13 protein-coding genes and 4 pseudogenes are annotated in these 24,104 nt (G+C 71.8%); 5 read left to right on the top strand and 12 right to left on the bottom strand.

Annotated elements, in window-relative coordinates:
• Positions 1-27: 27 nt before the first annotated feature.
• The 5 genes and pseudogenes from KGS77_RS30970 to KGS77_RS30950 all read right to left on the bottom strand — a co-directional run bounded on the left by KGS77_RS30970 (position 28) and on the right by KGS77_RS30950 (position 7,115).
• Positions 28-1,116, bottom strand: a complete 1,089-nt coding sequence (locus tag KGS77_RS30970; RefSeq protein WP_277994336.1) for an MFS transporter — start codon at positions 1,114-1,116, stop codon at positions 28-30.
• 234 nt (positions 1,117-1,350) lie between these two features.
• A complete protein-coding gene (locus tag KGS77_RS30965) occupies positions 1,351-2,010 on the bottom strand; it encodes a response regulator transcription factor (protein WP_242586410.1) in 660 nt (219 codons plus the stop codon).
• Positions 2,007-3,053, bottom strand: a complete 1,047-nt coding sequence (locus tag KGS77_RS30960) for a histidine kinase (protein ID WP_242586409.1) — start codon at positions 3,051-3,053, stop codon at positions 2,007-2,009. Before KGS77_RS30960 ends, KGS77_RS30965 begins: the two co-directional genes overlap by 4 nt.
• Before the next feature lie 481 nt (positions 3,054-3,534).
• Complete coding sequence (locus KGS77_RS30955) at positions 3,535-5,685, bottom strand: FUSC family protein (protein WP_242586408.1); 2,151 nt, start codon at positions 5,683-5,685, stop codon at positions 3,535-3,537.
• Between the two features lie 333 nt (positions 5,686-6,018).
• Positions 6,019-7,115 (bottom strand): annotated as a pseudogene (locus KGS77_RS30950) (oxidoreductase).
• A gap of 274 nt (positions 7,116-7,389) precedes the next feature.
• Between KGS77_RS30950 and KGS77_RS30945 the strand changes: the two are divergent.
• Complete coding sequence (locus tag KGS77_RS30945; protein ID WP_242586407.1) at positions 7,390-8,358, top strand: FAD-dependent oxidoreductase; 969 nt, start codon at positions 7,390-7,392, stop codon at positions 8,356-8,358.
• Positions 8,359-8,554: 196 nt separating this feature from the next.
• On the opposite strand, the gene KGS77_RS30940 is transcribed toward KGS77_RS30945, so the two are convergent.
• On the bottom strand, positions 8,555-9,955 hold the full coding sequence (locus KGS77_RS30940; protein ID WP_242586406.1) for a M14 family metallocarboxypeptidase: 1,401 nt from the start codon (positions 9,953-9,955) through the stop codon (positions 8,555-8,557).
• A gap of 322 nt (positions 9,956-10,277) precedes the next feature.
• Between KGS77_RS30940 and KGS77_RS30935 the strand changes: the two genes are divergently transcribed.
• The 3 genes and pseudogenes from KGS77_RS30935 (at position 10,278) to KGS77_RS30925 (ending at position 14,747) form a co-directional block, all read left to right on the top strand.
• Positions 10,278-11,777 (top strand): M1 family metallopeptidase, encoded by a 1,500-nt coding sequence (locus KGS77_RS30935; protein ID WP_242586405.1) that lies wholly within the window; start codon positions 10,278-10,280, stop codon positions 11,775-11,777.
• A 278-nt stretch (positions 11,778-12,055) separates the two neighbouring features.
• Positions 12,056-13,062, top strand: a pseudogene (sph, locus tag KGS77_RS30930) (sphingomyelin phosphodiesterase).
• Positions 13,063-13,136: 74 nt separating this feature from the next.
• Entirely contained in the window at positions 13,137-14,747 is a 1,611-nt protein-coding gene (locus KGS77_RS30925; protein WP_242586404.1) for an MFS transporter, read from the top strand.
• 39 nt (positions 14,748-14,786) lie between these two features.
• Here KGS77_RS30925 and KGS77_RS30920 read toward each other — a convergent pair whose 3' ends face one another.
• Entirely contained in the window at positions 14,787-15,260 is a 474-nt protein-coding gene (locus KGS77_RS30920) for a macro domain-containing protein (protein ID WP_242586403.1), read from the bottom strand.
• A gap of 177 nt (positions 15,261-15,437) precedes the next feature.
• Positions 15,438-16,924, bottom strand: a pseudogene (locus tag KGS77_RS30915) (amino acid permease).
• A gap of 137 nt (positions 16,925-17,061) precedes the next feature.
• Between KGS77_RS30915 and KGS77_RS35115 the strand changes: the two are divergent.
• Positions 17,062-17,475 (top strand): annotated as a pseudogene (locus tag KGS77_RS35115) (MerR family transcriptional regulator); the annotation flags it as partial.
• Positions 17,476-17,834: 359 nt separating this feature from the next.
• Here KGS77_RS35115 and KGS77_RS30905 read toward each other — a convergent pair.
• From KGS77_RS30905 to KGS77_RS30890, 4 genes are all read right to left on the bottom strand, one after another.
• Positions 17,835-20,291, bottom strand: a complete 2,457-nt coding sequence (locus KGS77_RS30905; protein WP_347404551.1) for a 3-hydroxyacyl-CoA dehydrogenase NAD-binding domain-containing protein — start codon at positions 20,289-20,291, stop codon at positions 17,835-17,837.
• A gap of 33 nt (positions 20,292-20,324) precedes the next feature.
• Entirely contained in the window at positions 20,325-21,539 is a 1,215-nt protein-coding gene (locus KGS77_RS30900) for an acetyl-CoA C-acetyltransferase (protein ID WP_242586401.1), read from the bottom strand.
• A gap of 96 nt (positions 21,540-21,635) precedes the next feature.
• Positions 21,636-22,778 (bottom strand): acyl-CoA dehydrogenase family protein, encoded by a 1,143-nt coding sequence (locus tag KGS77_RS30895; protein ID WP_242587794.1) that lies wholly within the window; start codon positions 22,776-22,778, stop codon positions 21,636-21,638.
• Between the two features lie 20 nt (positions 22,779-22,798).
• A complete protein-coding gene (locus tag KGS77_RS30890; RefSeq protein ID WP_242586400.1) occupies positions 22,799-24,097 on the bottom strand; it encodes a CaiB/BaiF CoA-transferase family protein in 1,299 nt (432 codons plus the stop codon).
• Positions 24,098-24,104: the final 7 nt, after the last annotated feature.

Genomic DNA, 24,104 nt, shown 5'->3' with positions numbered 1-24,104 from the left:
CGGCCCCGGCCCGGCCGGGCAGCCCGCTCAGGCGGCGCTCCGCTCCCCTTCCCGTCTGCGCCGCACCTGTTCCGGTGCGCGGGTCCGCGGCAGGTCACGCTCGTGACGCAGCGGGCCCACGGCCAGGACGAGCCAGGAGAGCGCGATGACACCCGTCATGATCCACATGGTCCTGCGGCACCCGACCGCGTCACCGAGCACGCCGCCGAGCAGGGACCCGAGCGGGATGGTGCTGTGGTTGGCAGTCATGGCCGTCGCCACCACCCGCCCGAGCATGTGCGGCGGGCAGTAGGTCTGCCGGAAGGTGCCGACCACCACATCGGCCACGGAAACGCCGGTCCCGACGACGAGGGCGCCCGTCACGAACAGCAGCAGCCCGACCGTGGCCGGGTCCAGCCCGACGGTACGTACCAGGAACACGACCTGGCCCGCCTGGCAGCCCATCAGCGCCATGTTGATCACGGCACCCCAGGTGACCATCCACCGCAGGTACCGGTCCCGGCCCACGAAGCGGAGCCCTTGGAGGATCTGCCGCCGCAGGAGGTCGCGTTCCCCGTCGGGAGCGGGGTCCGGCTCGACCGCCCGGATCCGCCGGAGGCAGACCGCGGAGACCAGGAACGTCACCGCGTCGGCCACGAGCCCGGCGACCGCGCCGAGCGCCTGGGTGAGCGCTCCGGCCACCCCCGGCCCGGCGACCTGCGTGGCGGCCTCGCCGCCCTGCAGTTCGGCGTTGCCCTCCAGCAGGTCGCGGCCGTCGAGCACGATCCGGATGTAGGCGTGGTAAGCGGTGTTGAAGCACACCGCCGAGGTACCACAGACCAGTGCGACGACGATCACCTGCGGGAGGGCGAGCGCGCCGCGCCACGTGGCCAGGGGAATGCTGAGCAGCGCCGTGGCGGCCACCAGATCGCACGCGATCATCAGTGGCCGTTTGCGCATCCGGTCCACCCATGCGCCCACCGGCAGTCCGACCAGCAGCCAGGGCAGCCACACCGCCGCGGAGATCAGGCCGACGGCGGTGGAGCCGGCGTCCAGCACCTGGACCGCGATCAGCGGCAGGCCCACCACGGTGATGCCGTTGCCCAGCCCGCTCACGGTCTCGCCGCACCAGAGCAGGCGGAAATCGGGGCGGCCGAAGACGCTCCGGCGCTTTTTGGGGACCGTGGTCCGGCACCTCGCCCATCGTGTTCATCCGCGGCATCATGCCGTGACCGGCCGGTCGTGTTCCTGTCGTTCTCCGGGGCCGGAACGGCGGCCGTGCGGCGCTCGCGGCACGCTCCCGACGCGGTACGGTCCGATGAAGACCTCGCCATACCCGCCCGGTTCGGCGCCGGGGGTACGCTGCGCCGTTCAGGTTCCCAGTCCGGCGTCGCGGGCCCGTACCGCCGCCAGCGTACGGTCGTTGACCCGCAGCCGGGTGAACACGTGGGAGAGGTGGTTGCGGACCGTCTTCTCCGACAGCACCAGTTCCCGGGCGATGCGCCGGTTGTCATACCCCCGGGCGAGCAGATCGAGGATCTGGCGCTGCCGGTCGGTCAGTTCGGGGAAGGCCGCGCGGCCCGGCAGGTCGCGCCCCATGGAGACGTACGTGGCCAGCCGGCCGGCCACCGACGGGCTGAACACCGCGCCGCCGTCGGCCACGATCCGTACGGCCCGCAGCAGTTCCTCCCTCGGGGCGCTCTTGAGGGTGTAGCCGTGCGCCCCGGCCCGCAGCGCCGCCACGACCACGTCGTCGTCCTGGGACATGGAGACCATCAGCACCCGCGGACGGTGGCCCTCCGGCGCGCCGCCGGAGGTGATGGCGCGGGCCACCTCGATGCCCGAACAGCCGGGGAGCTGGACGTCCACCAGGACCACGTCGATGCGCGCACCGGTCGCACGCAACTGCTTCAGCGCCTCCTCGCCGCTGTGTGCCTCACCGGCCACGGCCACGCCCGCGTCCTGGAGCGCGACCCGCACCCCTGTCAGGAAGAGCGGATGGTCGTCGACAAGGAACGCCCGTATGGTCACCGCGGGCTCCGGGGCAGTTCGGCGTGGACGACGGTCCCCGGACTCGGGCCCCGGCGGGAGGCCACCACACACCGTCCGCCGACGTCCGCGGCGCGCCGGGCCATGGACGTCACGCCCACCGCGTAGTGGCGCGGGCTGCCCGGGTGCAGTCCCACGCCGTCGTCGATGACATCCAGCACCACGGTTTCCTCACCCGTGGTGAGCCGCATCTCGATCCGGTCGGCGTCGGCGTGCCGGATGGCGTTGGTCACGGCCTCGGCGGCGATGCGGTACGCGGCCACCTCGGTCACCGGCGCGATCCGGGCGGGCCGCTCGGGGGTACGGACGGCGATGGCCACCGAGGTGTTGCGCATCCGGCGCGCCAGTCTGCGCAGGGCGCCGGGGAGTTCGTCCTCCTCCAGGTCGGCGGGGCGCAGCCCGTCGATCACCCGGTGGACCTCCTGTACGGCCTGCGCGGTCTGTGCCGCGGCGGCGGCCACCAGCCGCCGCGCGTCCGGTTCCCGCTGCAACCGGGCCTGGGCGGTCTCCAGTTGAAGCCGGATTCCAGCCAGTGCCGGGCCCAGGCCGTCGTGCAGGTCGCGCCGGAGCCGGCTGCGCTCCTCCTGCCGGGCCTCGGTCACCAAGCCCGGTTCGGCGGGCGGCGGCGCGGCCGGCCGGGGGCGCCCCAGCGCCCTGCGCTCCCGCAGCACACCACCGCCCAGGAAACACAGTGCGGCCACTCCCACCACCGGTACGGCCGCGGTGAGCAGCAGCAACCCGGCGCCGGCCAGCAGCGCGCAGCGTCTGCGCCAGGCGGGCGAGCGGGACTCCCGGCAGCGTGCGGCCAGGCCCATGTAGACCGGCAGGGCCATCGCGGAGACGAGGAGCTGGAGGAGGACGTCGACCGGGCCGACCACGGGCGAGCCGTCGTCCAGGGCGGTCTGCCGGCCGAGGAGTCCGGTACCCGCGGGGAAGACCGTGAACACGCCGTAGAGCAGCACGACCGTGACGGCCAGGTCCCGCCAGGTCGGTGGTAATCGGTACGCGCCCGCGCGGTGCAGCACCTCACCGGCGCTTCGCCGGTCTCTCCTGTCCTCTCCGTCCCCTCCCGACGATCGCAACCACGCGAAGCACCCCACGCTTGCCCCCGTTGTCCACTGTCGTGCGCGTTCTCTTGGTCCACTGCGTGCGAGTTCTCTTGCCGCGAGCGTATGCGCGCCGCGCTCCCCCGGGAGTGGCAATTCGCGTCATCATGTCCTGGTACGCCGTGGACGGGCGGGGGCGGTGAGCCGGTCGAGGCGCAGGTGAGCACAGGTACGTTCGGGGGCCGAGGGGCGCAGGAGTGCTCCCGGTGCGGCGAGGGGGGCGGGCTCGGTTCCTGTGTGTGCTTGCGACGTGCGGTAAGCGACAAACAGCTCCACAGAGCTGTCATTTTCTGTCGTACGACGGGATCGTGACCGACCCTGTCCGATCGCGTCCGGTCTTTGCCCGGACATGGCCGGATCAATCGGTCCGGACGGAACGGAATGCGCCACCACCGAACGCTCAGGCCGCGCCCGCGTACCCCCGCAGGCGCTCCAGTTCCGCCGCCACGTCGGTGAGAGTGGCGCAGTCCGGTACGGGGCGCAGTGCGGGGGCGGGCCCGGACGCCGCGCCGGCGCCGCGCCGGCGGGGGTCCTCCAGCGCGTCGGCCATCGAGGACAGCGCCCGGCACAGCCGGCGGGCGTCCTCGGGGCTCGGGCGGCGCGCACCGTGCTCCAGGCGTACGGCGCACGCGGTCGCCGCGTCGACGATGCGTTCCGCGGCGGTGACGACGGCCGTCCAGTCGGGGTTGCGGTCGCGGACGGCGAGCAGCTCGGCCGCCGCGGTCTCGGCCGCCGCCCGGGCCTCCCCCAGCGCCCGGTAGGCGGCCCGGCGCAGCGGCAGCCGCGCCGCGGGGTCCTGCCCCGGCCCGGTTTCGAGCACCGTACGCAGATAGCTCTCGGTGCGGCGCAGCGCGGCCGTGACCCGCTGGCCCACACGGCGGCGCGGGTCGGCCAGCCTGGGCAGATGGCCGACGACGAGCACGATGCCGCAGGCGATGGACGTGTCCACGATCCGCTCGAACGCGGCCTGCGGGTCACCGCTGACATGGACGAACGACAGCACCATGACCGTGATCGCGACGGTCTGGAGCGCGAAGTGACGGGTGGCGAACGGCAGCAGCGCGCCGCCCGCCCCGGCCGCCAGCGCGGGCCACCACCAGGCCCCGCCCAGCAGCGCGCCCGCCCCGGCGAAGACCAGGACCCCGGCGGCGGTGCCGGCGAAGCGGTTGACCGTACGGGAGAAAAGGGGACCCAGGTCCGGTTTGACGAGGAAGGTGGCGGTGGCGGGGAGCCAGTACCAGTGGTCGGGGCGCAGCAGGAGGGCCACGGCCGTGCTGGCGGCGACGCAGACGGCGACCCGCAGGCCGTATTCGCGGCCGGCGGGCCCGAACACCTGCCGGCCGGGGCGGGTGCGGGGGCTGACCACCGCCCTCATCAGGCGCATGGCGTTCCGTATGGCGTTCCGTACGGCGCTGGTGGTGTGCCCGGTACGGTCGGACCGTCCGGTCGCAGCCGCCTGTCCGGTACGGCCGGACCGTGCTGCCTCGTCGGTGGCGGTGTCGGCGGGGGTGCCGGTGGGAGTGCCGGTGGCAGTACCGGCGGGAGCGGGTGCGGAGCCGTTCGAGGGGGCCGGGCCCGTTGCCGTGGCGGTCGCCCCGGCGGCGGGCCCGGTGCGGGCGAAGACGACCGCGGCGTCCAGGAGGGCACGGTCGAAGGCTTCGCGGGCGGCCGAGGTGGCCCTCGGGGACGGCAGCCGGCCCGGCGGCTCGCCGGTACGCAGGGACCGGGCCAGGGCCCGCGGGCCCTCGGCGGTCCGCGCGGGCAGCGGCCGGGCCTCCCACAGCAGGGCGATGCCGGCCTCGCACAGCGCCGTGGCGGCGGCCAGCCGCTCCCTGAGCAGGCGCTCCTCCGTACGGGGCGTCCGGCGCAGCAGCCGGCGCAGCCGCAGGGCCTCGTCGGCGCGGTCCAAGGCGGCGGTGAGGCGGCGCCGGGCGGGCTCCGCGCCGGGCCCGCCGACGGCTTCCAGCGCGTCCGCGAGGGCGTCGAAGACGGTGGCGACGGCGGCCCGCTCCCCGCTCAGCGGCCCGCCGGCCGGGCGGGGCGGGTGCAGCACCAGCCGCAGCAGCAGGAGCCACAGGCACCCGGCGAGCAGACACAGAGCCTTGGTCCAGGGCGCGCCGGACAGCGGCATGCCCGCGCCCAGGATGGTGGCGGCCAGCATCTGCACGCCCGCGTTGGACCGTACGGGCCCGGCGACGCTGCCCGCACCGGAGAGGAACCCGACCACGAACAGCGCCGGGAGCAGGCCCCACTGCACACCCGCCGCCCGCAGCGAGGCGCCCGTCAGCATGCCCAGCGCGGAGGCGAGGGCGGGCAGCCCGATGTGCACCACACCGGTCCTGCGGGTGCCGGGCCGGTCGTTGACGCCCGCGAGCATGGAGCCCAGCCCGGCCAGCACACCGGCGGCCGGGCGGTCCAGGGCGATGCCCGCCGCCAGCAGCGGCCCGGCACACAGCGCGCCGCGGGCCACCGCCACCCAGGGGACGGGCAGCCGCTGCCAGCGGAGCGGGTGGGCGAGCCAGGCGGGCACGGCGCGCAGGGCGCGGGGCATGGGCCTCCTTAGGAACAGGCAACCGAGGACGTATGCGACCGGGATGACGGAAGCGGCGGAAACGACAGCGGGAATAACAAAAGCGAGAGAAGTGACAGAAGGGACAGAGGTACCCGCGGAGCGTCATCGGCCTACGGTGCTGCCACCAGCCTACGGTCCGGTTTTGTCCTGATCCTTGCGGGAGGGTTACCCGGACATCAAGATCGGGTCAGGAATGCCGGCAGCGCGTCCGGCCATGGGCCGGGCCGGACCCGTACCTCTGGGACCCGTACGTCTCGGACCCGTACCCCTCGGGACCCCTACCGTCTGGGCCTGCGCCCCCGCCCATGGCCCTCAGCCCCCGGACACCGCCGTGACCAGCACTCCCCCGTTCGTACGAGCCACCAGGAACGCCCGGCCTCCCGTCGCCCGCTCGTCCACCACCAGCCGGTGCGCCCCGGGCTCCAGCCGGCCGTCGAACAGCTCGATGCCCTTCGACCGGGACCGCAGGAGCCGGTCGGTGCGGTACACCATGAGCCGGACCCGGCAGGGTGCGGCGACCGCGACCACGGCCTCCCCGGGGACGGCCGTCAGCCGCAGCAGCCGTCGCTGGTCCTCGGGAGAGCGGTCCAGCGCCTGCTCGATCTGGGCGAGGAGCAGCGGGACGACCGGCGCCAGGCCGTCCACGAAGACGGCTCCCGACCCGGCGGCCAGGAAGGTGTCCCGTACGGCGGCCCGTTCCCCTTCCCCTATCTCGCGTGCGAAAGCCACCGCTCCGTAGGACCGCAGCTCCTCGGGGGATACGCCGTCGGCGTCGCGGACGATCTCCGCGCCGATGCCGATCCCGCGCAGCGCGGCGGCCAGCCTGGCCGGTACCGCGACCCGCCGTCCGATCAGCAGCACCCGGCGGGTGGTGGCCGCCGCGGCGTGCTCGCCGTCGGCGGACAGCAGCCGTTCCAGCGCGGCCCGGTACTGCGCGCCGCGGAAGCGGAAGGGGCCGATCCCGGTGTAGCCGTTGAGCCCGAGGTCCACCGTCTCGTCCGTCTGCCAGGCGAAGTCCCGCCACACGATCACTTCGCCGTCTTCTCCGTCTTCTCCGTCTTCGCCGCCTTCGCCCTGCGCACCACCCCCGCCGCTCCGCTCGATGACGGCGGTGACCGCGCCGCATTCCAGCCCCGTGCACTCCGGGCACCCGTAGATCACATAACGCCCCCGGGAAGCGGCGCACGGGACTCCAGCAGCAGCCGTCGCACATGGGCGGTGAACAGGGAAGGGCCGAGGTCGGAGGCGAGCGGCGAGACCGCGTCCAGGTCGGCCAGGCGCAGCAGCAGCGGTCTGCCGTCGATGATGAAGTCCAGGAAGTCCCGGTGGACTTGGTACGCGCCGCCGGAGAGCACGCCACCGGCGCGCATGGCCGGCGCCAGCCCGAACGTCGCGTATTCCTCAGACATGTCCTGAGTATCCCCACGCGGAAGCCGATATGCGCCCGCCGGCGGACATCGCCTCCCGCCGTTCCCCGGCGTCCCACCCTGCTCGCCACCGTCCCGCCGCTCCGCGCTCTTGACCCCAACGGGCGTACGCCCCGATGTGGTTGACCGGCCGCTCGGTCACCGCGCCCCCGCGGCACCGCGCCCGGCCACCCCCGCGGCGCCCGTTCCCGGCTGCCGCCCGTAGCTCCCGTTCACGGCTCTCGCCTGCGCGTGAGGTACGGGATAGCGTCCAGACATGACGAGCGATGTGATTGTGGTCGGTGGCGGCGTGATCGGACTGACGGCCGCCGTCACGCTGGCGGAGAGCGGACGACGGGTGCGGGTCCTGACCCGCGATCCGGCCGGCGGGACGACATCGGCAGTGGCCGGCGGGCTGTGCTGGCCCTACCGCATCCAGCCCGAGGAGCGAGCGGTGGAGTGGTCCGTGCGTTCCTTCCACGTCTTCGGGGAGCTGGCGCGGCGGTCGGCGGAGACCGGCGTGCGCCTGGCCTCCGGGATCATGACGGACGCCGGTGGCTGGAACCCGGACGCATGGCGCGCGGCGGTTCCGGGGCTGCGGCGGGCCCGCACCGACGAACTGCCCGAGGGGTACGGCTCGGGCTGGCGGGCGCGTACGCCGCTGGTGACCATGCCCGTCCACCTGGCTTACCTGGAACGGCGGCTGGCCGCTGCGGGCGGGACGGTCGAGCGCCGGCCGGTCAGCTCGCTGGAAGAGGCGGGCCGGATGGCCGGCACGGTCGTGAACTGCTCCGGGCTGGGCGCCCGCGAACTCGTCCCCGACGTGCGCGTACACCCCGTACAAGGGCAGTTGGTGATCGTGGAGAACCCGGGCGTCGAGGAGTGGTTCGTGGCCGCGCACTCCGGCGCGAGCGCCACGACGTACATCCTGCCGCAGCCGTACGGGGTGGTGCTCGGCGGCACGGCGCAGGAGCACGCCTGGTCCCGCGAGCCCTCCCCCGCGGTCGCGGAGGCGATCGTCGAACGCTGTGCGCGCATCCATCCCAAACTGGCGCACGCCCGGGTCCTGGAGCACCGGGTGGGACTGCGTCCGGCGCGCTCCGCCGTACGGCTGGAGGCGGAGCGGCTGCCGAACGGGGCGCTGTGCGTGCACAACTACGGGCACGGCGGCGCGGGTGTGACGGTGTCGTGGGGCTGCGCCGAGGAGGTCGCGCGCATCCTGCGGGAGACGGGGGCGGAGTCTTAGGCGGGTACGGGGGCGGAGCCTCAGGCCGGCGCAGGGAAGGAGTCATAGGCAGGTACGGAAACGGGGGCGAAGGACGGGGCGGAGCCACGGTCGCGCAACGGGGCGCGGAGCGGACATGACCGGGCGCCATGGACGCTGTGGGCGCCGTGGACGGCGTGCGCGACACGGGCCCCACATCGTCCACGGCGCCCACGGCTCACCGGCCGGCGCCCGGCGCCCGGCAGTGTTCCACCGGGGCCGCCGCCGTCAGCGGGGACTGCGCCCGCCCGTCCAGCAGCAGCGGCACCAGAGCGCGCATCGACTGGCGCAGCGGGACCACGGCGCCCGCTCCGTCCTGGCGCCAGGTCACCCCGTGCAGCCGCAACTCGTCCCCGACCTGCGCCAACTGCGCGGCGTCCAGGCGGTAGGCGCACGGCGGGTTCTTGAGGACCTTCTCAGCGGCGGGCGGTTCGTTGTCCGCGCCGCCGAGGTAGACCGGCCCGCGGTCGGCGAACCCGGCCAGCCGTGCGGCCGTCGTCGCGATCTCCACGCGGGCCCGGTGCCGCTCGGCAAAGGAAAACAGGCCCTTGAGCCCCGCGAGTTGTGAGCCGACACGGCGGCGGTTGTTCAGCGCCGGATCGGCCTTCTCCGCGTCCGTGAGCGCGTCGACGCGGGTCTCGACGAGGACGCCGAGGGAGTTCTTCACCCCCGCGGTGTTCCGCAGGATCCGCTCCTGCCCGTCACCCGCCACCTGCTTCATGGGATCGCCGGTCACCGGGTCGGTCCATATGCCGTACACGCCGGTGCTGAACCCCGCCCGGCGCGCGGTGGCCCGCACGTAGTCCTCGGAGAGTACGGCGGACTCGTGGTGCACCGGGCCCGCCGTGTTCAGGTTCCGTGGCCACAGCGCGAGTACGTCCTTCATGTAGTACGGGGTCGTGGCACCGTATTCGTGCAGGTCGTAGATGACATCGGGGCGGTGGTCGCGGATGACGGCGGCCATCGCCCGGCCCTCGGCGGTCTTCAGCGCGAGGTGGTCGCGGTTGACGTCCACGCCGTCGGCGTTGCCGCGGGTGCCGGCGGCCCGTCCGTCCGGGTTGGCGGTCGGCACGACCAGCACGCTCGTCCGCTCCAGGAAGCGGCGGGTCGCCGGGTCCTCGGCGAAGGCGAGGTCACGGACGGTGGACAGACAGGCTTCGCGCCCCGACGGCTCATCGCCGTGCTGTGAGCAGATCAGCAGGACGGAGTTGCCGCGCCGCACCTCGGGGACACTTTTGGGGGCCGGGGCGCCGATCCGTACGAGCCGTAACGGGCGGCCCCGTACGGTCGTCCCGATGCGCTCGGTCCGTACGCGATCGCTCGCCCGGTCGACGGCCGCGAGGAAGTCCCGCTCCTGGTCCTGGGTGGTCCAGCGGGCACCGTGGCTGGTCTCGAAGCCGGTCCGCGGAACGCCGGAGGGGCCGGTGCGGGAGGCGTGGGTGGAAGCGGTGCGGGAGGCGTCGGCGGACGCGGTGCGGGCAGCGTTCGGGCCGGTCGCTCCGGCGGGCGGGACCGGCAGCGTGACGGCCAGCGCGGCGGCGACAGCCACGAGGGCGAGACGACGGGGGCGGAGTGTCACGAGGGGGCTTCCTCCTTGATGACTCGCACAGGTGTCCTCACGGGGCGGACGGTAGCGCGGTCGCACTCCCGTGCGTAAGGGGACGTGAGTGTACGTATGAGCGCGCGCGTGATGCGTGAGGCGGGGCCGGATGAGCTCGGACGCACCCGGCGGTGCCGGTGGAACGCACAACCAACCTCATATACGGACGGTCCGGGCGGTGCCGGGCCACGCGTGTCGGCCGGATGACGGTCATGTGTCAGGTGCAGCCATGGACATGACGGGCCACGGACGAGTACATAGGGTCTGAAGAGATCGACTTTCCCTTCGAGTTGGAGGACCCGTGCGTCACAGACTCCTCGTCCCGGGCGCCGCCGCGCTCAGTCTGCTGCTGGCGATCCCGGCATCCGCGGCCGACGGCACACCCGGCGCTCCGGGTGTGGGCGACACCTACTACCCCGAGAGCGGAAACGGCGGATACGACGTTTCCCACTACGACCTGCGGCTCAAGTACCAGCCGAAGACGGACCTCCTGGAGGGCACGGCGACGCTGCTCGCCAGGACCACCCAGGACCTCTCCCGCTTCAACCTCGACTTCGCGCTGAAGGTCAGCGAGATCCGGGTCAACGGCAAGAAGGCGTCGTTCGCCACCTCCGGCAAGCACGAGCTGGAGGTCACTCCCGCCGCGCCGCTGGAGAAGGGCAGGCAGATCAGCGTCGTCGTGCGCTACGCGGGCAAGCCCTCCGAGGTGAAGATAGACGGCTACACCGCCTGGGCCCGTACGCCCGACGGCGGTGTGGTGGCGCAGGAGCCGGACTCCGCGGTGTGGTGGTTCCCCAGCAACGACCACCCCACCGACAAGGCCACGTACGACATCTCCGTCTCGGTGCCGGACGGCAACCAGGCGCTGAGCAACGGCGTGCTGCTCGGGCAGTCCTCCAAGCTGGGCTGGACGCGCTACAACTGGCGTTCGGACAAGCCGCAGGCGCCGTACCTGACGACCCTGGCCGTCGGCAAGTTCGACGTCGTCAAGGACACCACCGCCGACGGTCTGCCGGTCATCACCGCCTACAGCAAGGACCTCGGCGCGAACGAGGGCTCGGCGCGGGCGAGCCTGGAGCGCACCACCGAGATCACCGAGTGGCTGCAGACCGTCTTCGGCCCCTACCCCTTCAACTCGGTGGGCGGGTACGTCCCGAACGTGCCGGCCGGATACGCTCTGGAGACCCAGACCCGTCCGTTCTACGGGAAGAAGGCGTTCGACAACGGAGCGAACGTCTCCGTGGTGGTGCACGAGCTGGCACACCAGTGGTACGGCGACAGCGTGTCCGTCAAGGACTGGAAGGACATCTGGGTCAACGAGGGCTTCGCCCGCTACAGCCAGTGGCTGTGGTCGGAGAAGGAGGGCGAGGGCACGGGCCAGGAGCTGGCCGACTACGTGTACGCCCAGCACCCGGCCGACGACCCGTTCTGGAAGGTCAAGCCGGGCGACCCGGGTCCGGACAACCAGTTCGACATCGCGGTGTACGACCGTGGCGCGCTGGCCCTCCAGGCGCTGCGCAACAAGGTCGGTGACACGAAGTTCTTCCAGATCCTCAAGTCCTGGCCTACGGAGAAGAAGTACGGCAACGCCTCGGTGAACGACTTCGTGAAGTTCGCGGAGCGGGTGTCGGGCAAGCCGCTGGCCGAGCTCTTCGACACCTGGCTGTTCCAGCCGTCCAAGCCCGCGGCGCCGGCGGCGAAGAAGGCGTCGATCCGCACAGGATCTGCCCCGGCCGGCAAGCCCGTACAGCCCAGGTCCTGGAAGCAGATCCAGGCCACGAACCACATCCACGAGCACTGATCCGGGCGATCACACCGAGGCCCGTCGCACCGCCTCCCCCAGGGCGGTGCGACGGGCCTGCGCGTTTCCCCGGAAGAACCGCAACGGCCCAAAGGCGCGATGGTGCGGCGGTGCGGCGGTGCGGCGGTGCGGCGGGCATGGCGGAACAGCGGAGAAGCGCTGTTTGCCGTCCATCTTCCGGACGCGCAAAGGATGTTCATAAGTAACCCCGGCTGCTTTGATGTGCGGTGATCATTCCCCTCAGCACATCCTCACCGGGAGTTTCAGTGCCGCACTCCATGCCGCGCCGCGCCCAGACGGCCGCGCTCGTCACCGCACTCGCCGCCGCCACGCTGGTCGCCGCGGCGCCCGCCGCACCGGCCGCGTCCCGTACGGGCTCCGCCCCGCGACGGCCGCCGCGAGGACGGCCACCGCGCCTGCCCTGAAGGTGCTCACGTACAACACCTTCCTCTTCAACAAGGCCCTCTACCCGAACTGGGGCCAGGAGCACCGCGCCAAGGCCATCGCCGCCGCGGACTTCTTCCGGGGCCAGGACGTCGTCGTCCTCCAGAAGGCGTTCGACAACTCCGCCTCGCAGACGCTGATGTCCAACGCCTCGGCGCAGTATCCGTACCAGACCCCGGTGATGGGGCGCGGCAAGGGCGGCTGGGACGCCACCGGGGGCGCGTACTCCGCCATGACGCCGGAGGACGGCGGCGTCACGGTCCTGAGCAAGTGGCCGATCCTCCGCAAGGAGCAGTACGTCTACAAGGACGCCTGCGGTTCGGACTCCTACTCCAACAAGGGCTTCGTCTACGCGGTGCTGAACGTCGACGGGACGAAGGTGCATGTCGTGGGGACCCACACCCAGTCCACCGACTCGGGCTGCGGTACGGGACAGGCAGCGGCGATCCGCGCCAAGCAGCTCAAGGAGATGGACGCCTTCCTGGACGCCAAGAACATCCCGGCAGGCGAAGAGGTCATGGTGGCCGGCGACTTCAACATCGACTCCCGCAGCACGGAGTACGCCGCGATGCTCGCCGACGCCGACCTCGCGCCCGCCGACTCCCGTACGGGGCACCCGTACTCCTTCGACACCCAGGACAACTCCATAGCCAGGGACCGGTACCCCTCCGACCCTCGCGAGGATTTGGATTACATCCTGCACCGCCGGGGTCACGCCCGCCCCGCCTCCTGGAACAACCACGTGGTCAAGGAGCAGTCCGCGCCCTGGACGGTGTCCAGTTGGGGCAAGGACTACACCTACACCAACCTCTCCGACCACTACCCGGTGACGGCCGGCTGACCCCGCCCCCGCCCTACCCCCAAGGGCAGGCTTGTAAGGGGTGACAGCGACAATCACCACTTGCATTCCCGGACGTGGCTGGTCCAGGATGCTGGGGTGAGCGATATACCCGCCGACCGTCGGGCGCCCGCCGCGCCCGCATCACCCCCACCCGACTCGGACCGCTGCTCGCCGTGCTGCTGTCCGCGTGGTTCATGGCGCAGTTCGACTTCTTCGTGGTGAACGTCGCCGCCCCTTCCTTCGTCCATGAGCTGCACGCCGGCCCCTCGGCACTGGAACTGATCGTCGGTGGTTATGCCTTCGCCTACGCGAGCGGCATGATCACCGGCGGTCGGCTCGGCGACCTCTTCGGTTACCGGCGCACCTTCATCCTCGGCCTGCTGTCCTTCGCACTCGCCTCCCTCCTTTGCGGCCTCGCCCAGAATCCGGGGCAGCTTGTCGGTGCCCGCCTGCTCCAGGGCTTCGCCGGCGCCGTGATGGTGCCGCAGGTACTAGCCGTGATCACCGCTACGGTTCCCGTGCACAGCCGGGGCCGCGCGATGGCGTGGTACGGCGTGACCGGTGGCCTGGCCTCCATCTGCGGACAGGTCCTGGGCGGGCTGATGCTCGACGCGAACATCCTCGGGCTCGGCTGGCGCGTCATCTTCCTGATCAATGTGCCGGTCGCCGCCGTCGCGGCCCTCCTCTCCCTGCGGTTCCTGCCCGCCGTGCGTCCCGGACACCGGGCCCGGCTGGACCTGCTCGGCGCCGCCGGTATCGCCACGGCGCTCGGTCTGGTGCTGGTGCCGCTCGCCATGGGCCGTACCGAGGGCTGGCCCGCCTGGACCTGGGTCTGCCTGGCCGCCGCCCTGCCGGTGGGGGCAGCCACCTTGTGGTGGCAGCGCAGGCTGGCCGCCCGCGGCGGCGACCCCGTACTGGATCTGACGCTGTTCCGTGAAGGCTCCTTCCTGGCCGGGGCGTTGACCGGCGGGACGTTCATGGCCTACTGGGCGGGCGTGATGTTCACCCTGACGCTGCTGCTCCAGGGCGGGTTCGGACTGGCTCCCTTCCAGGCCGGGCTGGCCTTCGCGCCGACCGGCGCGCTCTTCGCCGCCGCCTCGCTGCTCAGTCGCGGTCTGGTGAACCGCTTCGGTCTACGTGTCCTCCAAGTCGGCTCCGCCATCACGGTCTGTGGTCTCACCGCCCTGACGCTTTTGCTCCACTTCCAGCCGGACCGGGCCGCGCTGCCGTGGATCGCCCTGGCCATGGCCGTGGCGGGGGTGGGCAACGGACTGACCCTGCCGCAGCTCATCGGTGCCTCGCTCGTCAAGGTCCGCCCCCGGCAGGCCGGCCTGGGAGCCGGTGTGCTGACCACCTCCCAGCAGTTCGGCGGCGCCGCCGGGGTCGCGGTGATCGGCGCGGTCTTCTTCGGTGTGGCCGGTACCGCGTCCGGTACCGCCGATTACGCCCGCGCCACGATGTGGGCGACCGTGGTCTCGGTCGGGCTCACCTGCCTGGTCACGGTGTTGACGGGCTTCATCCGCCGCGCGGCCGAGGCGGGGACCGGCGCGCCGGGCGGCCCGGCGTTTTCCCCGGCCGCCGGTCAGCGGCCGGGGAAAACGGAAGGGGCAGGAGAGACCGGGAAGAAGGGCGAGCCGATGGTGACGGGAGACGCGGGGAAGGCGGGCGGAGCGGGGAAGCGGTAGCCGCCGCCCGCGTCCTGGGCCTTGTGGACGCGCCTTGGCTCACACGTCGTAGACCGTCACCGGTATGCCGCGCCGTACGAGCCGCTCGGATATCAGCGGCTCCACCCGGGTCCATGTGCCGCCCGCCAGCCCGCAGCCTATGCGCGGCATATGGACCGAGGCCCCCAACTCGGCGGCCCGGTCCGCCACCCGGGCGAGCCCGGCGTCGATCGCCTCGTAGCGCACCGGCACGCCCTTGCTCCCCGTACGTATCCCCCGCTGCCCGATGATGTTGGCGATCCACAGATGGAGGCCCACCTGGACGAACTGGACGGCGCCCAGCCCGAAGTCGTTGTGCGCGCGCTCGCGGTACCAGCGGCGGTAGGCGGCCTCCGGCTCCGGCCAGCGACGCGAGAGGGCCAGCACGAAGCCCTTGCCCCAGCCGCCCAGGTCGTTGCAGACATGGGCGATCACCTTGACGCCCTTGCCCCGCGGCGCGGTGGCGTCCCCCTTGACGTACGTGATCTCAGTCATGACAGTCACGCTAGCGCCAGGCACTGACAATCGGCCGGGCAGCCCCTCCCGGCGCTCCCCGCCACCTGCCCGCGCCATGCGCAAAGCGGCCGTACACGCGCCTGACTGCGTGTACGGCCGCTGCTCACGATCCGGCGGTCGCCGGAGGATACGCCGCCCCTCGCGGCGGTGCGCCGCCTATTCGGCGGACGGTCCCGCAGCCGCCCGTGCGGCCTCGCGCTCCTTCGCGATCCGGTTCACCCGGCCACGTACCGCGAACCAGCCGGCGACCAGGGCGGCACCGAGGACCGGCACCAGCATCACGGTGTGCCGGCCCACGCCCTTGTCGAACCACATCAGGACGATCACGCCGAGCAGGAAGACGATGGTGGCGATGTCGGTGACGGGGGTGCCCGGCAGCCGGAACCGTGGCCGCGTCAGCGCCCCTTCCTTCGTCCGCCGCACGAACACCATGTGGCAGACCATGATCGTGCACCAGGTGCTGATGATGCCCAGCGCCGCGATGTTCAGCACGATCTCGAACGCGTCGTCGGGCAGGACCGCGTTGAGTCCCACACCCAGCACGCACACCGCGGAGGTGAGCATGATGCCGCCGTACGGTACCTGGTTGCGGTTCATCAGCCCGGCGAACTTCGGCGCCGATCCCGCCATCGACATCGAGCGCAGGATGCGGCCGGTCGAGTAGAGGCCGGAGTTCAGGCTGGACATGGCCGCGGTCAGCACGACCAGGTTCATCACGTCACCGGCGGCCGGCACACCGACGTGGGAGAGCACGGTGACGAAGGGGCTCTCGCCGGCGTCGTACTTGTTCCACGGCAGCAGCATCGCGAGCAGGATGACCGACCCGACGTAGAAGACGCCCACCCGCCACATGATGGAGTTGACGGCCTTGGGCACGACCTTCTCCGGCTCGCTGGTCTCACCCGCGGTCACACCCACCAGCTCGACGGCGGAGTAGGCGAAGACCACGCCCTGGAGCACGATCACGACCGGCAGCAGGCCCTGCGGGAAGATGCCCCGCTGTCGGTGAGCAGGTTCAGCCCTGGTGTGTGGCCGCCGACCGGGTGGTGCGTGGCCAGCAGGAAGATGCCGATGAACATGAAGACGACCAGCGCCGCGACCTTGATGATCGCGAACCAGAACTCCAGCTCACCGAAGATCTTCACCGAGATCAGGTTGACGGTCAGTACGACCGCGAGCGCGACGAGCGCCATCACCCACTGCGGGATGCTGGTGAACAGGCTCCAGTAGTGCGTGTACATCGCGATGGCCGTGATGTCGGCGATACCGGTCGTGGACCAGTTCACGACGTACATCCAGCCGGCGACGTACGCGCCCTTCTCGCCCAGGAACTCACGGGCGTAGGAGACGAAGGAGCCCGAGGACGGGCGGTGCAGTACGAGCTCGCCCAGGGCCCGTACGACGAAGAACGCGAAGAGTCCGCAGACCGCGTAGGCGATGGCGAGGGCGGGTCCGGCGGAGTGGAGGCGGCCACCCGCCCCGAGGAACAGACCGGTACCGATCGCCCCGCCGATCGCGATCATGTTGACGTGCCGGCCCTTGAGGCCCTTGCTGTATCCGGCGTCACCCGCGTCCTGCGCGGCCGGCGCCTTCCCCCCGCCCGGCGGCCTGTAGGCGTCTTCCTGGACGGTTTCCGTGCTCACAGCTTGTTCAACTCGCTTTCCGCAGGCGATGGAGCCGTGGCCGAACCTCGCGGGTCCCGCAGGCCGGCCGACGGCACACCTTCCCCGAGAAGCGCCCGGCCGTCTGTGTGCTGGATCACAAACCATGATCACTTCTGATGTTCTGTCCGGATTCGCCGGAAAGATACATAGGTGTAACCTGCACCGCATCATGGTCGCTTTCCAGCCACGGGTATTACCCCTGCTCACAGCGGTACGCGTGGCACCGAAGCGCCTCACACGGGTTTCACACCAGTGGTGAGACAGCAATACTGTTGAACATGAGCGAGCCCGCCGCCGACGCCACAGGCCCCGCCGGCCCCACCGGAGATCCGCACCTGACCGTGGACGAACTGGCCGCCCGGGCCGGTGTCACCGTCCGTACGATCCGCTTCTACAGCACGCGCGGACTGCTGCCGCCGCCCGAGATCGGCCCACGGCGGGTCGGTCTCTACGGGCCCGGCCACCTCTCCCGCCTCGCGCTGATCGAGGAGCTTCAGCACCAGGGCATGACGCTGGCCGCCATCGAGCGCTACCTGGACCGGCTCCCGCCGGACCTCAGCGCCCAGGACCTGGCCATCCACCGGGCACTGGTGGCCGGCTGGATACCGGACGACGCGCAGGACGCGACGCGCGAGCAGCTCCGGCGGCGGGTCGGCCGGGAGCTGACCGAGGAGGACCTGGACCGTCTCGCCGCGATGAACGTGCTCGTACGGACCCCGGACCCGGACGTCTTCCAGGTGGACCCGGGCCTGCTGCATCTGGGGACCCGGCTGCTGGACGTCCCGATCGCCCTGGAGACGATCCTGGCCGCCCGTACGGTCGTCATCGAGCACACCCGCTCGGCGGCACGGGAACTGAGCCGGCTCTTCAAGGACGAGGTGTGGGAGCCCTACCAGGACGTCGCGCCGGATGCGCAGGAGGTGGCGCGGATGCGGTCGCTGTCCGCGCACATGCAGCCGATGGTGGTCCAGGCACTGGTCACGGCGTTCCAGCGGTCGATGAAGGAGGAACTGCGGGAGTGGCTGGGCACGGGCGGCCGGGGCGGCACGGACGGGACGGATGAGGCAGGCGGGAAGGACGGCGCGGGCGGGAAGGACGGCAAGTAGGGCGGTTTTCCGCTTCTCCCTTCCACGCCGCGCCTCTCCCGCTCCGGCCGTTCCTCGGCTCCTTGGTCAGGCGTCCGTGAACCTCTCCCCCGCTCGGCCTTCTCCACGAGCAGCGCCGGGGGCGCGAAGCGGTCTCCGTACGCCGCCTGGAGTTCCCGCGCGCGGGACACGAATCCGGGCAGACCACCGTCGTAACCGTTGATGTACTGGATGACGCCGCCGGTCCAGCCCGGGAAGCCGATGCCGAGGACCGAGCCGATGTTGGCGTCGGCGACCGAGGTCAGCACGCCTTCCTCGAAGCAGCGGACGGTGTCCAGCGCCTCCGCGAAGAGCATCCGCTCCTGCATGTCCCGGAAGGGGACCGAGACGTCCTCCTTGGTGAAGTGCTCCCGCAGGCCGGGCCACAGTCCGGCCCGTTTGCCGTCCGGCCCGTACTCGTAGAAGCCCGCGCCCCCGCTGCGGCCGGGGCGCCCGAATTCGTCCACCATGCGGTCGATGACCGCGTCGGCCGGGTGCTCCTGCCAGGTGCCGCCGGCCGCCTCGACGGCCCGCCGGGTCTCCTGGCGGATCTTGCGCGGGAGGGTGAGGGTCAGCTCGTCCATCAGGGACAGGACCTTGGCCGGGTAGCCGGCCTGGGCGGCGGCCTGCTCGACGGAGGCCGGCTCGACGCCCTCCGCGACCATCGCCACGCCCTCGTTGATGAAGTGGCCGATGACGCGGGAGGTGAAGAAGCCGCGTGAGTCGTTGACGACTATGGGGGTCTTACGGATCTGCCGTACCAGGTCGAAGGCCCGGGCCAGGGCCTCGGCGCCGGTCTTCTCCCCCTTGATGATCTCCACCAGCGGCATCTTGTCGACGGGCGAGAAGAAGTGCAGGCCGATGAAGTCCCGCTCGCGCTCGACGCCTTCGGCCAGACCCGTGATGGGGAGGGTGGAGGTGTTGGAGCACAGGAGGGCGTCGGGGGCGACGATGTCCTGGATCTCCTGGAAGACCTTGTGCTTGAGGGCGGTGTCCTCGAAGACCGCCTCGATGACGGCGTCACAGCCCGCGGCGTCCCGCGGGTCGGCGGTGGGGGTGATACGGGCGAGCAGTTCGTCCCGCTTGCGCTGTGTCGTACGCCCCTTGGCCAGGGCCTTGTCGAGCAGCCCCTCGGAATACGCCTTGCCCCTCTGGGCGGCTTCCAGGGACACGTCCTTCAGGACGACGTCGATGCCCGCCTTGGCACAGGCGTAGGCGATGCCCGCGCCCATCATGCCCGCGCCCAGGACGACGGCCTTGCGGACCTGGCGTGGCGCGATGTCCTTGGGCCGGCTGGCGCCGGAGTTGACGGCCTGGAGGTCGAAGAAGAACGCCTGGATCATGTTCTTGGAGGTCTGGCCGGTGACCAGCTCCACGAAGTAGCGCGCCTCGATGGTCTGCGCGGTCTCGAAGTCCACCTGGGAGCCCTCGACGGCGGCGGCCAGGATGTTGCGCGGGGCCGGGTACGGGGCGCCGTTGAGCTGCTTCTTCAAGTTGGCGGGGAAGGCCGGGAGGTTGGCCGCGAACTTCGGCTGGGCGGGGGTGCCGCCAGGGATGCGGTAGCCCTTGTCGTCCCAGGGCTGCCGAGATTCGGGGTGGGCGTCGATGAACGCGCGGGCCTTGGCGAGCAGGTCCTCGGGGGTGGCCGCGACCTCGTGGATCAGGCCCGCCTCCTGCGCGCGGACGGCGCTGTACTGGGTGCCCTGGAGGAGCACCTTCAGCAGCGCGTCGGTGATGCCCAGCAGCCGGACCGTACGGGCGACGCCGCCGGCCGCGGGAAGCAGGCCCAGCGTCACCTCGGGCAGGCCGATCCTGGTGGCCGGGGCGTCCAGGGCGACGCGGTGGTGGCAGGCGAGCGCGATCTCGTAACCGCCGCCCAGCGCCGCGCCGTTGATGGCGGCCACGACGGGCTTGCCGAAGGTCTCGATGCGCCGCAGGTCGCGTTTGATGCCCATGCCCGTCTCGAACACCTGCTGGGCGTTCTCGGGGGTGACGGCGATCAGCTCGCGCAGGTCGCCCCCGGCGAAGAAGGATGTCTTGGCGGAGGTGAAGACGACGCCCCGCACGCTGTCCCGCTCGGCCTCCAGCCGGTCGGCGACCGCCGTCAGGGAGGTCTTGAACGCCTGGTTCATGGTGTTGGCCGACTGGCCCGGGTCGTCCAGGACGAGGGTGACGACGCCGGTCTCGTCCTGTTCCCAGCGGATGGTGGTGGACTGGCTCACTGTGGCTTCTCCGTAAGGGGGTGGGACGGGCGGTCAGAGGCGTTCGATGACGGTGGCGATGCCCATGCCGCCGCCGACGCACAGGGTGACCAGGCCGTACCGCTTGTCCTGGCGCTCCAGTTCGTCGACGAGGGTGCCCAGCAGCATCGCGCCGGTGGCGCCGAGGGGGTGGCCCATGGCGATGGCGCCGCCGTTGACGTTGACCTTCTCCAGCGGCAGGCCCATGTCCTTGGCGAAGCGCAGCACGACGGCCGCGAACGCCTCGTTCATCTCCACCAGGTCGATGTCCTCGATACCCAGTCCCGCCTTGGCGAGCGCCTTGCGGCAGGCGGGGGCGGGGCCGGTGAGCATGATGGTGGGGTCGGCTCCGGAGACGGCCGCCGCCAGGATGCGGGCCCTGGGGGTGAGGCCGTAGCGCTCGCCGACCGCGGCGTTGCCGATGGCCACCAGCGCCGAGCCGTCCACGATCCCGGAGGAGTTGCCCGCGTGGTGGACGTGGTCGATCTTCTCGACCCAGTGGTACTTCTGCAGCGCGACGGCGTCGAACCCGCCGGCCTCGCCGATCGTGGCGAAGGACGGCTTGAGCGCGGCGAGGGTCTCGGGGGTGGTACCGGGCCGGATGTGTTCGTCGCGGTCCAGGACGACCAGGCCGTTGCGGTCGCGTACGGGCACCACGGAGCGGTCGAAGCGGCCCTCCTTCCACGCCTGGGCGGCCCGTTCCTGGGAGAGGGCGGCGTAGGAGTCCACGTCGTGCCGGCTGAATCCCTCTATGGTGGCGATGAGGTCGGCGCCGATGCCCTGGGGGACGAAGTTCGTCGCGAAGTTGGTCATCGGGTCCATCGCCCAGGCACCGCCGTCGGAGGCCATCGGGACGCGGGACATCGACTCGACGCCGCCCGCCAGGACCAGGTCCTCCCACCCGGAACGGACCTTGGCGGCGGCAAGGTTCACGGCCTCCAGGCCGGAGGCACAAAAGCGGTTCTCCTGGACGCCGGCGACCGTGTCGGGCAGCCCGGCCGCGATGGCCGCGACCTTGGCGATGTCCGATCCCTGGTCGCCGACGGGGCTCACCACGCCGAGCACGATGTCGTCGACGGCGGCCGGGTCCAGGTCCGGGAAGCGCCGGCGCAGCTCGTGGATGAGGCCGACGACGAGGTCGACGGGCTTGGTGCCGTGCAGCGCGCCGTTGGCTTTGCCGCGGCCACGAGGGGTGCGGATCGCGTCGTACACATACGCTTCGGTACTCAAGACAGGCTGCCTTTCACATGGCTACGGGTCGGGCGGGGGCCGTCAGGGGTCCCGGCGGGGCCGGGCCGTCGGCGGGCGGTGGGCCGGGGCGCCCGGTCAGGCGAGGAGGGAGCGGCCGATGATCTCCTTCATGATCTCGGTCGTGCCTCCGTAGATGGTCTGTATGCGGCCGTCGGTGAATGCCCTGGCGACGCGGTACTCGGTCATGTAGCCATAGCCGCCGTGGAGTTGCAGACAGCGGTCGGCCACGCGTTTTTGCAGCTCGGTGGCCCACCACTTGGCCATCGAGGCGTGTACCGCTTCCAGCTCGCCGCGGGAGTGGTCCAGGATGCAGCGGTCCAGGAACGCGCGGGTGACGGCGCATTCGGTGGCCATCTCGGCCATTTCGAAGCGGATGTGCTGGAGCTTGGCCAGCGGCCGTCCGAACGCCTCACGCTCTTTGACGTACCGGGTGGTGATCTCCAGCAGGTACTCGGCGGCGGCGATCCCGGCCACGGCGATGCCCATCCGCTCCTGCGCGAGGTTGGTCATCAGGTGGACGAAGGCGCCGTTCAGCTCGCCGAGGAGGTTCTCCTTGGGCACGCGGACGTCGTGGAAGAACAGTTCGGCGGTGTCCTGGGCCTTCTGGCCGATCTTGTCCAGGTTGCGGCCCCGTTCGAAGCCCTCCATACCGCGCTCGACGACGAGCAGGCTCAGGCCGTGCGCGCCGCCTTCCGGGGTCGTCCTGGCGACGACGATGACGAGGTCGGCGAGGATGCCGTTGGAGATGAAGGTCTTGGAACCGTTCAGGAGCCAGTGGTCACCGCGGTCCTCGGCGGTGGTGCGGATGCCCTGGAGGTCGGAGCCGGCGCCCGGTTCGGTCATCGCGATGGCCGTGATGATCTCACCGCTGCAGAATCCGGGCAGCCAGCGGCGCTTTTGCTCCTCGGTCGCCAGCTCGGTCAGATACGGGCCGATGACGTCGTTGTGCAGGCCGACGGCGAGCCCGGCGGCGCCGGCCCGGGTGAACTCCTCGGCCAGTACGGCGCTGTAGCGGAAGTCCGCCTCGCCCCCGCCCCCGTACTCCTGCGGCACGGCCAGGCCCAGCAGCCCCTGTCTGCCGGCCGCCCGCCAGGCGTCCCGGCTGACGATGCCGTCCTTCTCCCACTGCTCGTAGTGCGGCGTCACCTCTTTGGCCAGGAAGGCGCGCACGGTCCCGCGGAAGGCTTCGTGGTCCTCGGTGAAGATCCGGCGCTTCATCTGCGCGATCGATGGCGCGGTCATGTGCGGGGCCTCCTGGGACCGGTTCCCTGCGGCGTGGCCGGGCGCGACGGCGACGGGCGCGACGGCACGGACGACGGGGACGGAGCGGACGACGGGGAAGGGGACGCGGCGGACGACGAAGACGGTCGTGGTGGCGTGGACGCCCCCGGCGGCGGGGTCTTGAGGCCGGCCCTACTCGTGGCGCCGTCGGTGAGCTGCCAGTCGCGGGCCACCTCCTCGGCGTCCGCGCCGGGGAGGGCGGGCGGACGCCGTACCGCGCCCGGGGTGCGGGAGAAGCGCGGCGCGGGCGCGGGCTGCAGGACGCCCGCGTGCTCGACGAAGGTGCCCCGGGCGGCGAGATGCGGATGCCCGGGCGCCTCCCGGAGGGAGAGCACCGGGGCGACGCAGGCGTCGGACCCCTCGAAGACGGCTGTCCACTCCTGGCGCGTACGGGTCCTGAACGCCGCGGCCACGGCTTCGCGCAGCTCCCCCCAGGCGGCCGGGTCCTCCCGGTCGGGCGCCGTGTCCTGGATGCCCAGCAGCCGGACGAACTCGGTGTAGAACCGCTTCTCCAGCGCGCCCACCGTCATGTGGCCGCCGTCGGCGGTCTCGTACGTACCGTAGAAGGGCGCACCGCCGTCCAGGAGGTTGGCGCCGCGCCGGTCCTGCCAGCCGCCGGCCGCCAGCATGCCGTGGATCATCGCGGTCAGATGGGCCGTGCCGTCGACGATCGCGGCGTCCACCACCTGGCCGCTGCCGCCTTCCGCGCGGGCGTACTGGAGGGCCGCGAGGATGCCGACGACGAGGTAGAGGGAGCCGCCCGCGTAGTCCCCGAGGAGGTTGGCGGGGAAGGCGGGCGGGCCGTCCGGGGAACCGATCATCCCCAGTGCGCCGGTGACGGCGATGTAGCCGATGTCGTGTCCCGCGGTGTCGGCGAGCGGGCCTTCCTGCCCCCACCCCGTCATCCGCCCGTAGACGAGCCGGGGGTTACGGGCCAGGCATTCCTCGGGGCCGACACCGAGACGTTCGGCGACGCCGGGGCGGTAGCCCTCGATCAGCACGTCGGCGCGCTCGACGAGCTCCAGTACGCGGCCGGGCCCCTCCTTGGACTTCAGGTCCACCAGGACGGAACGCTTGTTGCGGTTGGTGACGTCGTGCGCCGGGTCGATGCGCAGCCCCGCCCCGCCGGGCCGGTCCACCCGTACGACATCGGCTCCGAGGTCGGCCAGGAGCATCGCTGCGAACGGGCCGGGCCCGATGCCGGCGAGCTCGACCACCCGCACCCCGCTCAGCGGACCGTGCCCTGTCCCTGCCATCGAGCCC

Origin of the sequence: Streptomyces sp. MST-110588 (assembly GCF_022695595.1) — a bacterium.
Classification (GTDB): domain Bacteria; phylum Actinomycetota; class Actinomycetes; order Streptomycetales; family Streptomycetaceae; genus Streptomyces.
The sequence above is the reverse complement of the archived record's forward strand: the minus strand, read 5'-3'. Positions and strand labels throughout refer to the sequence as shown.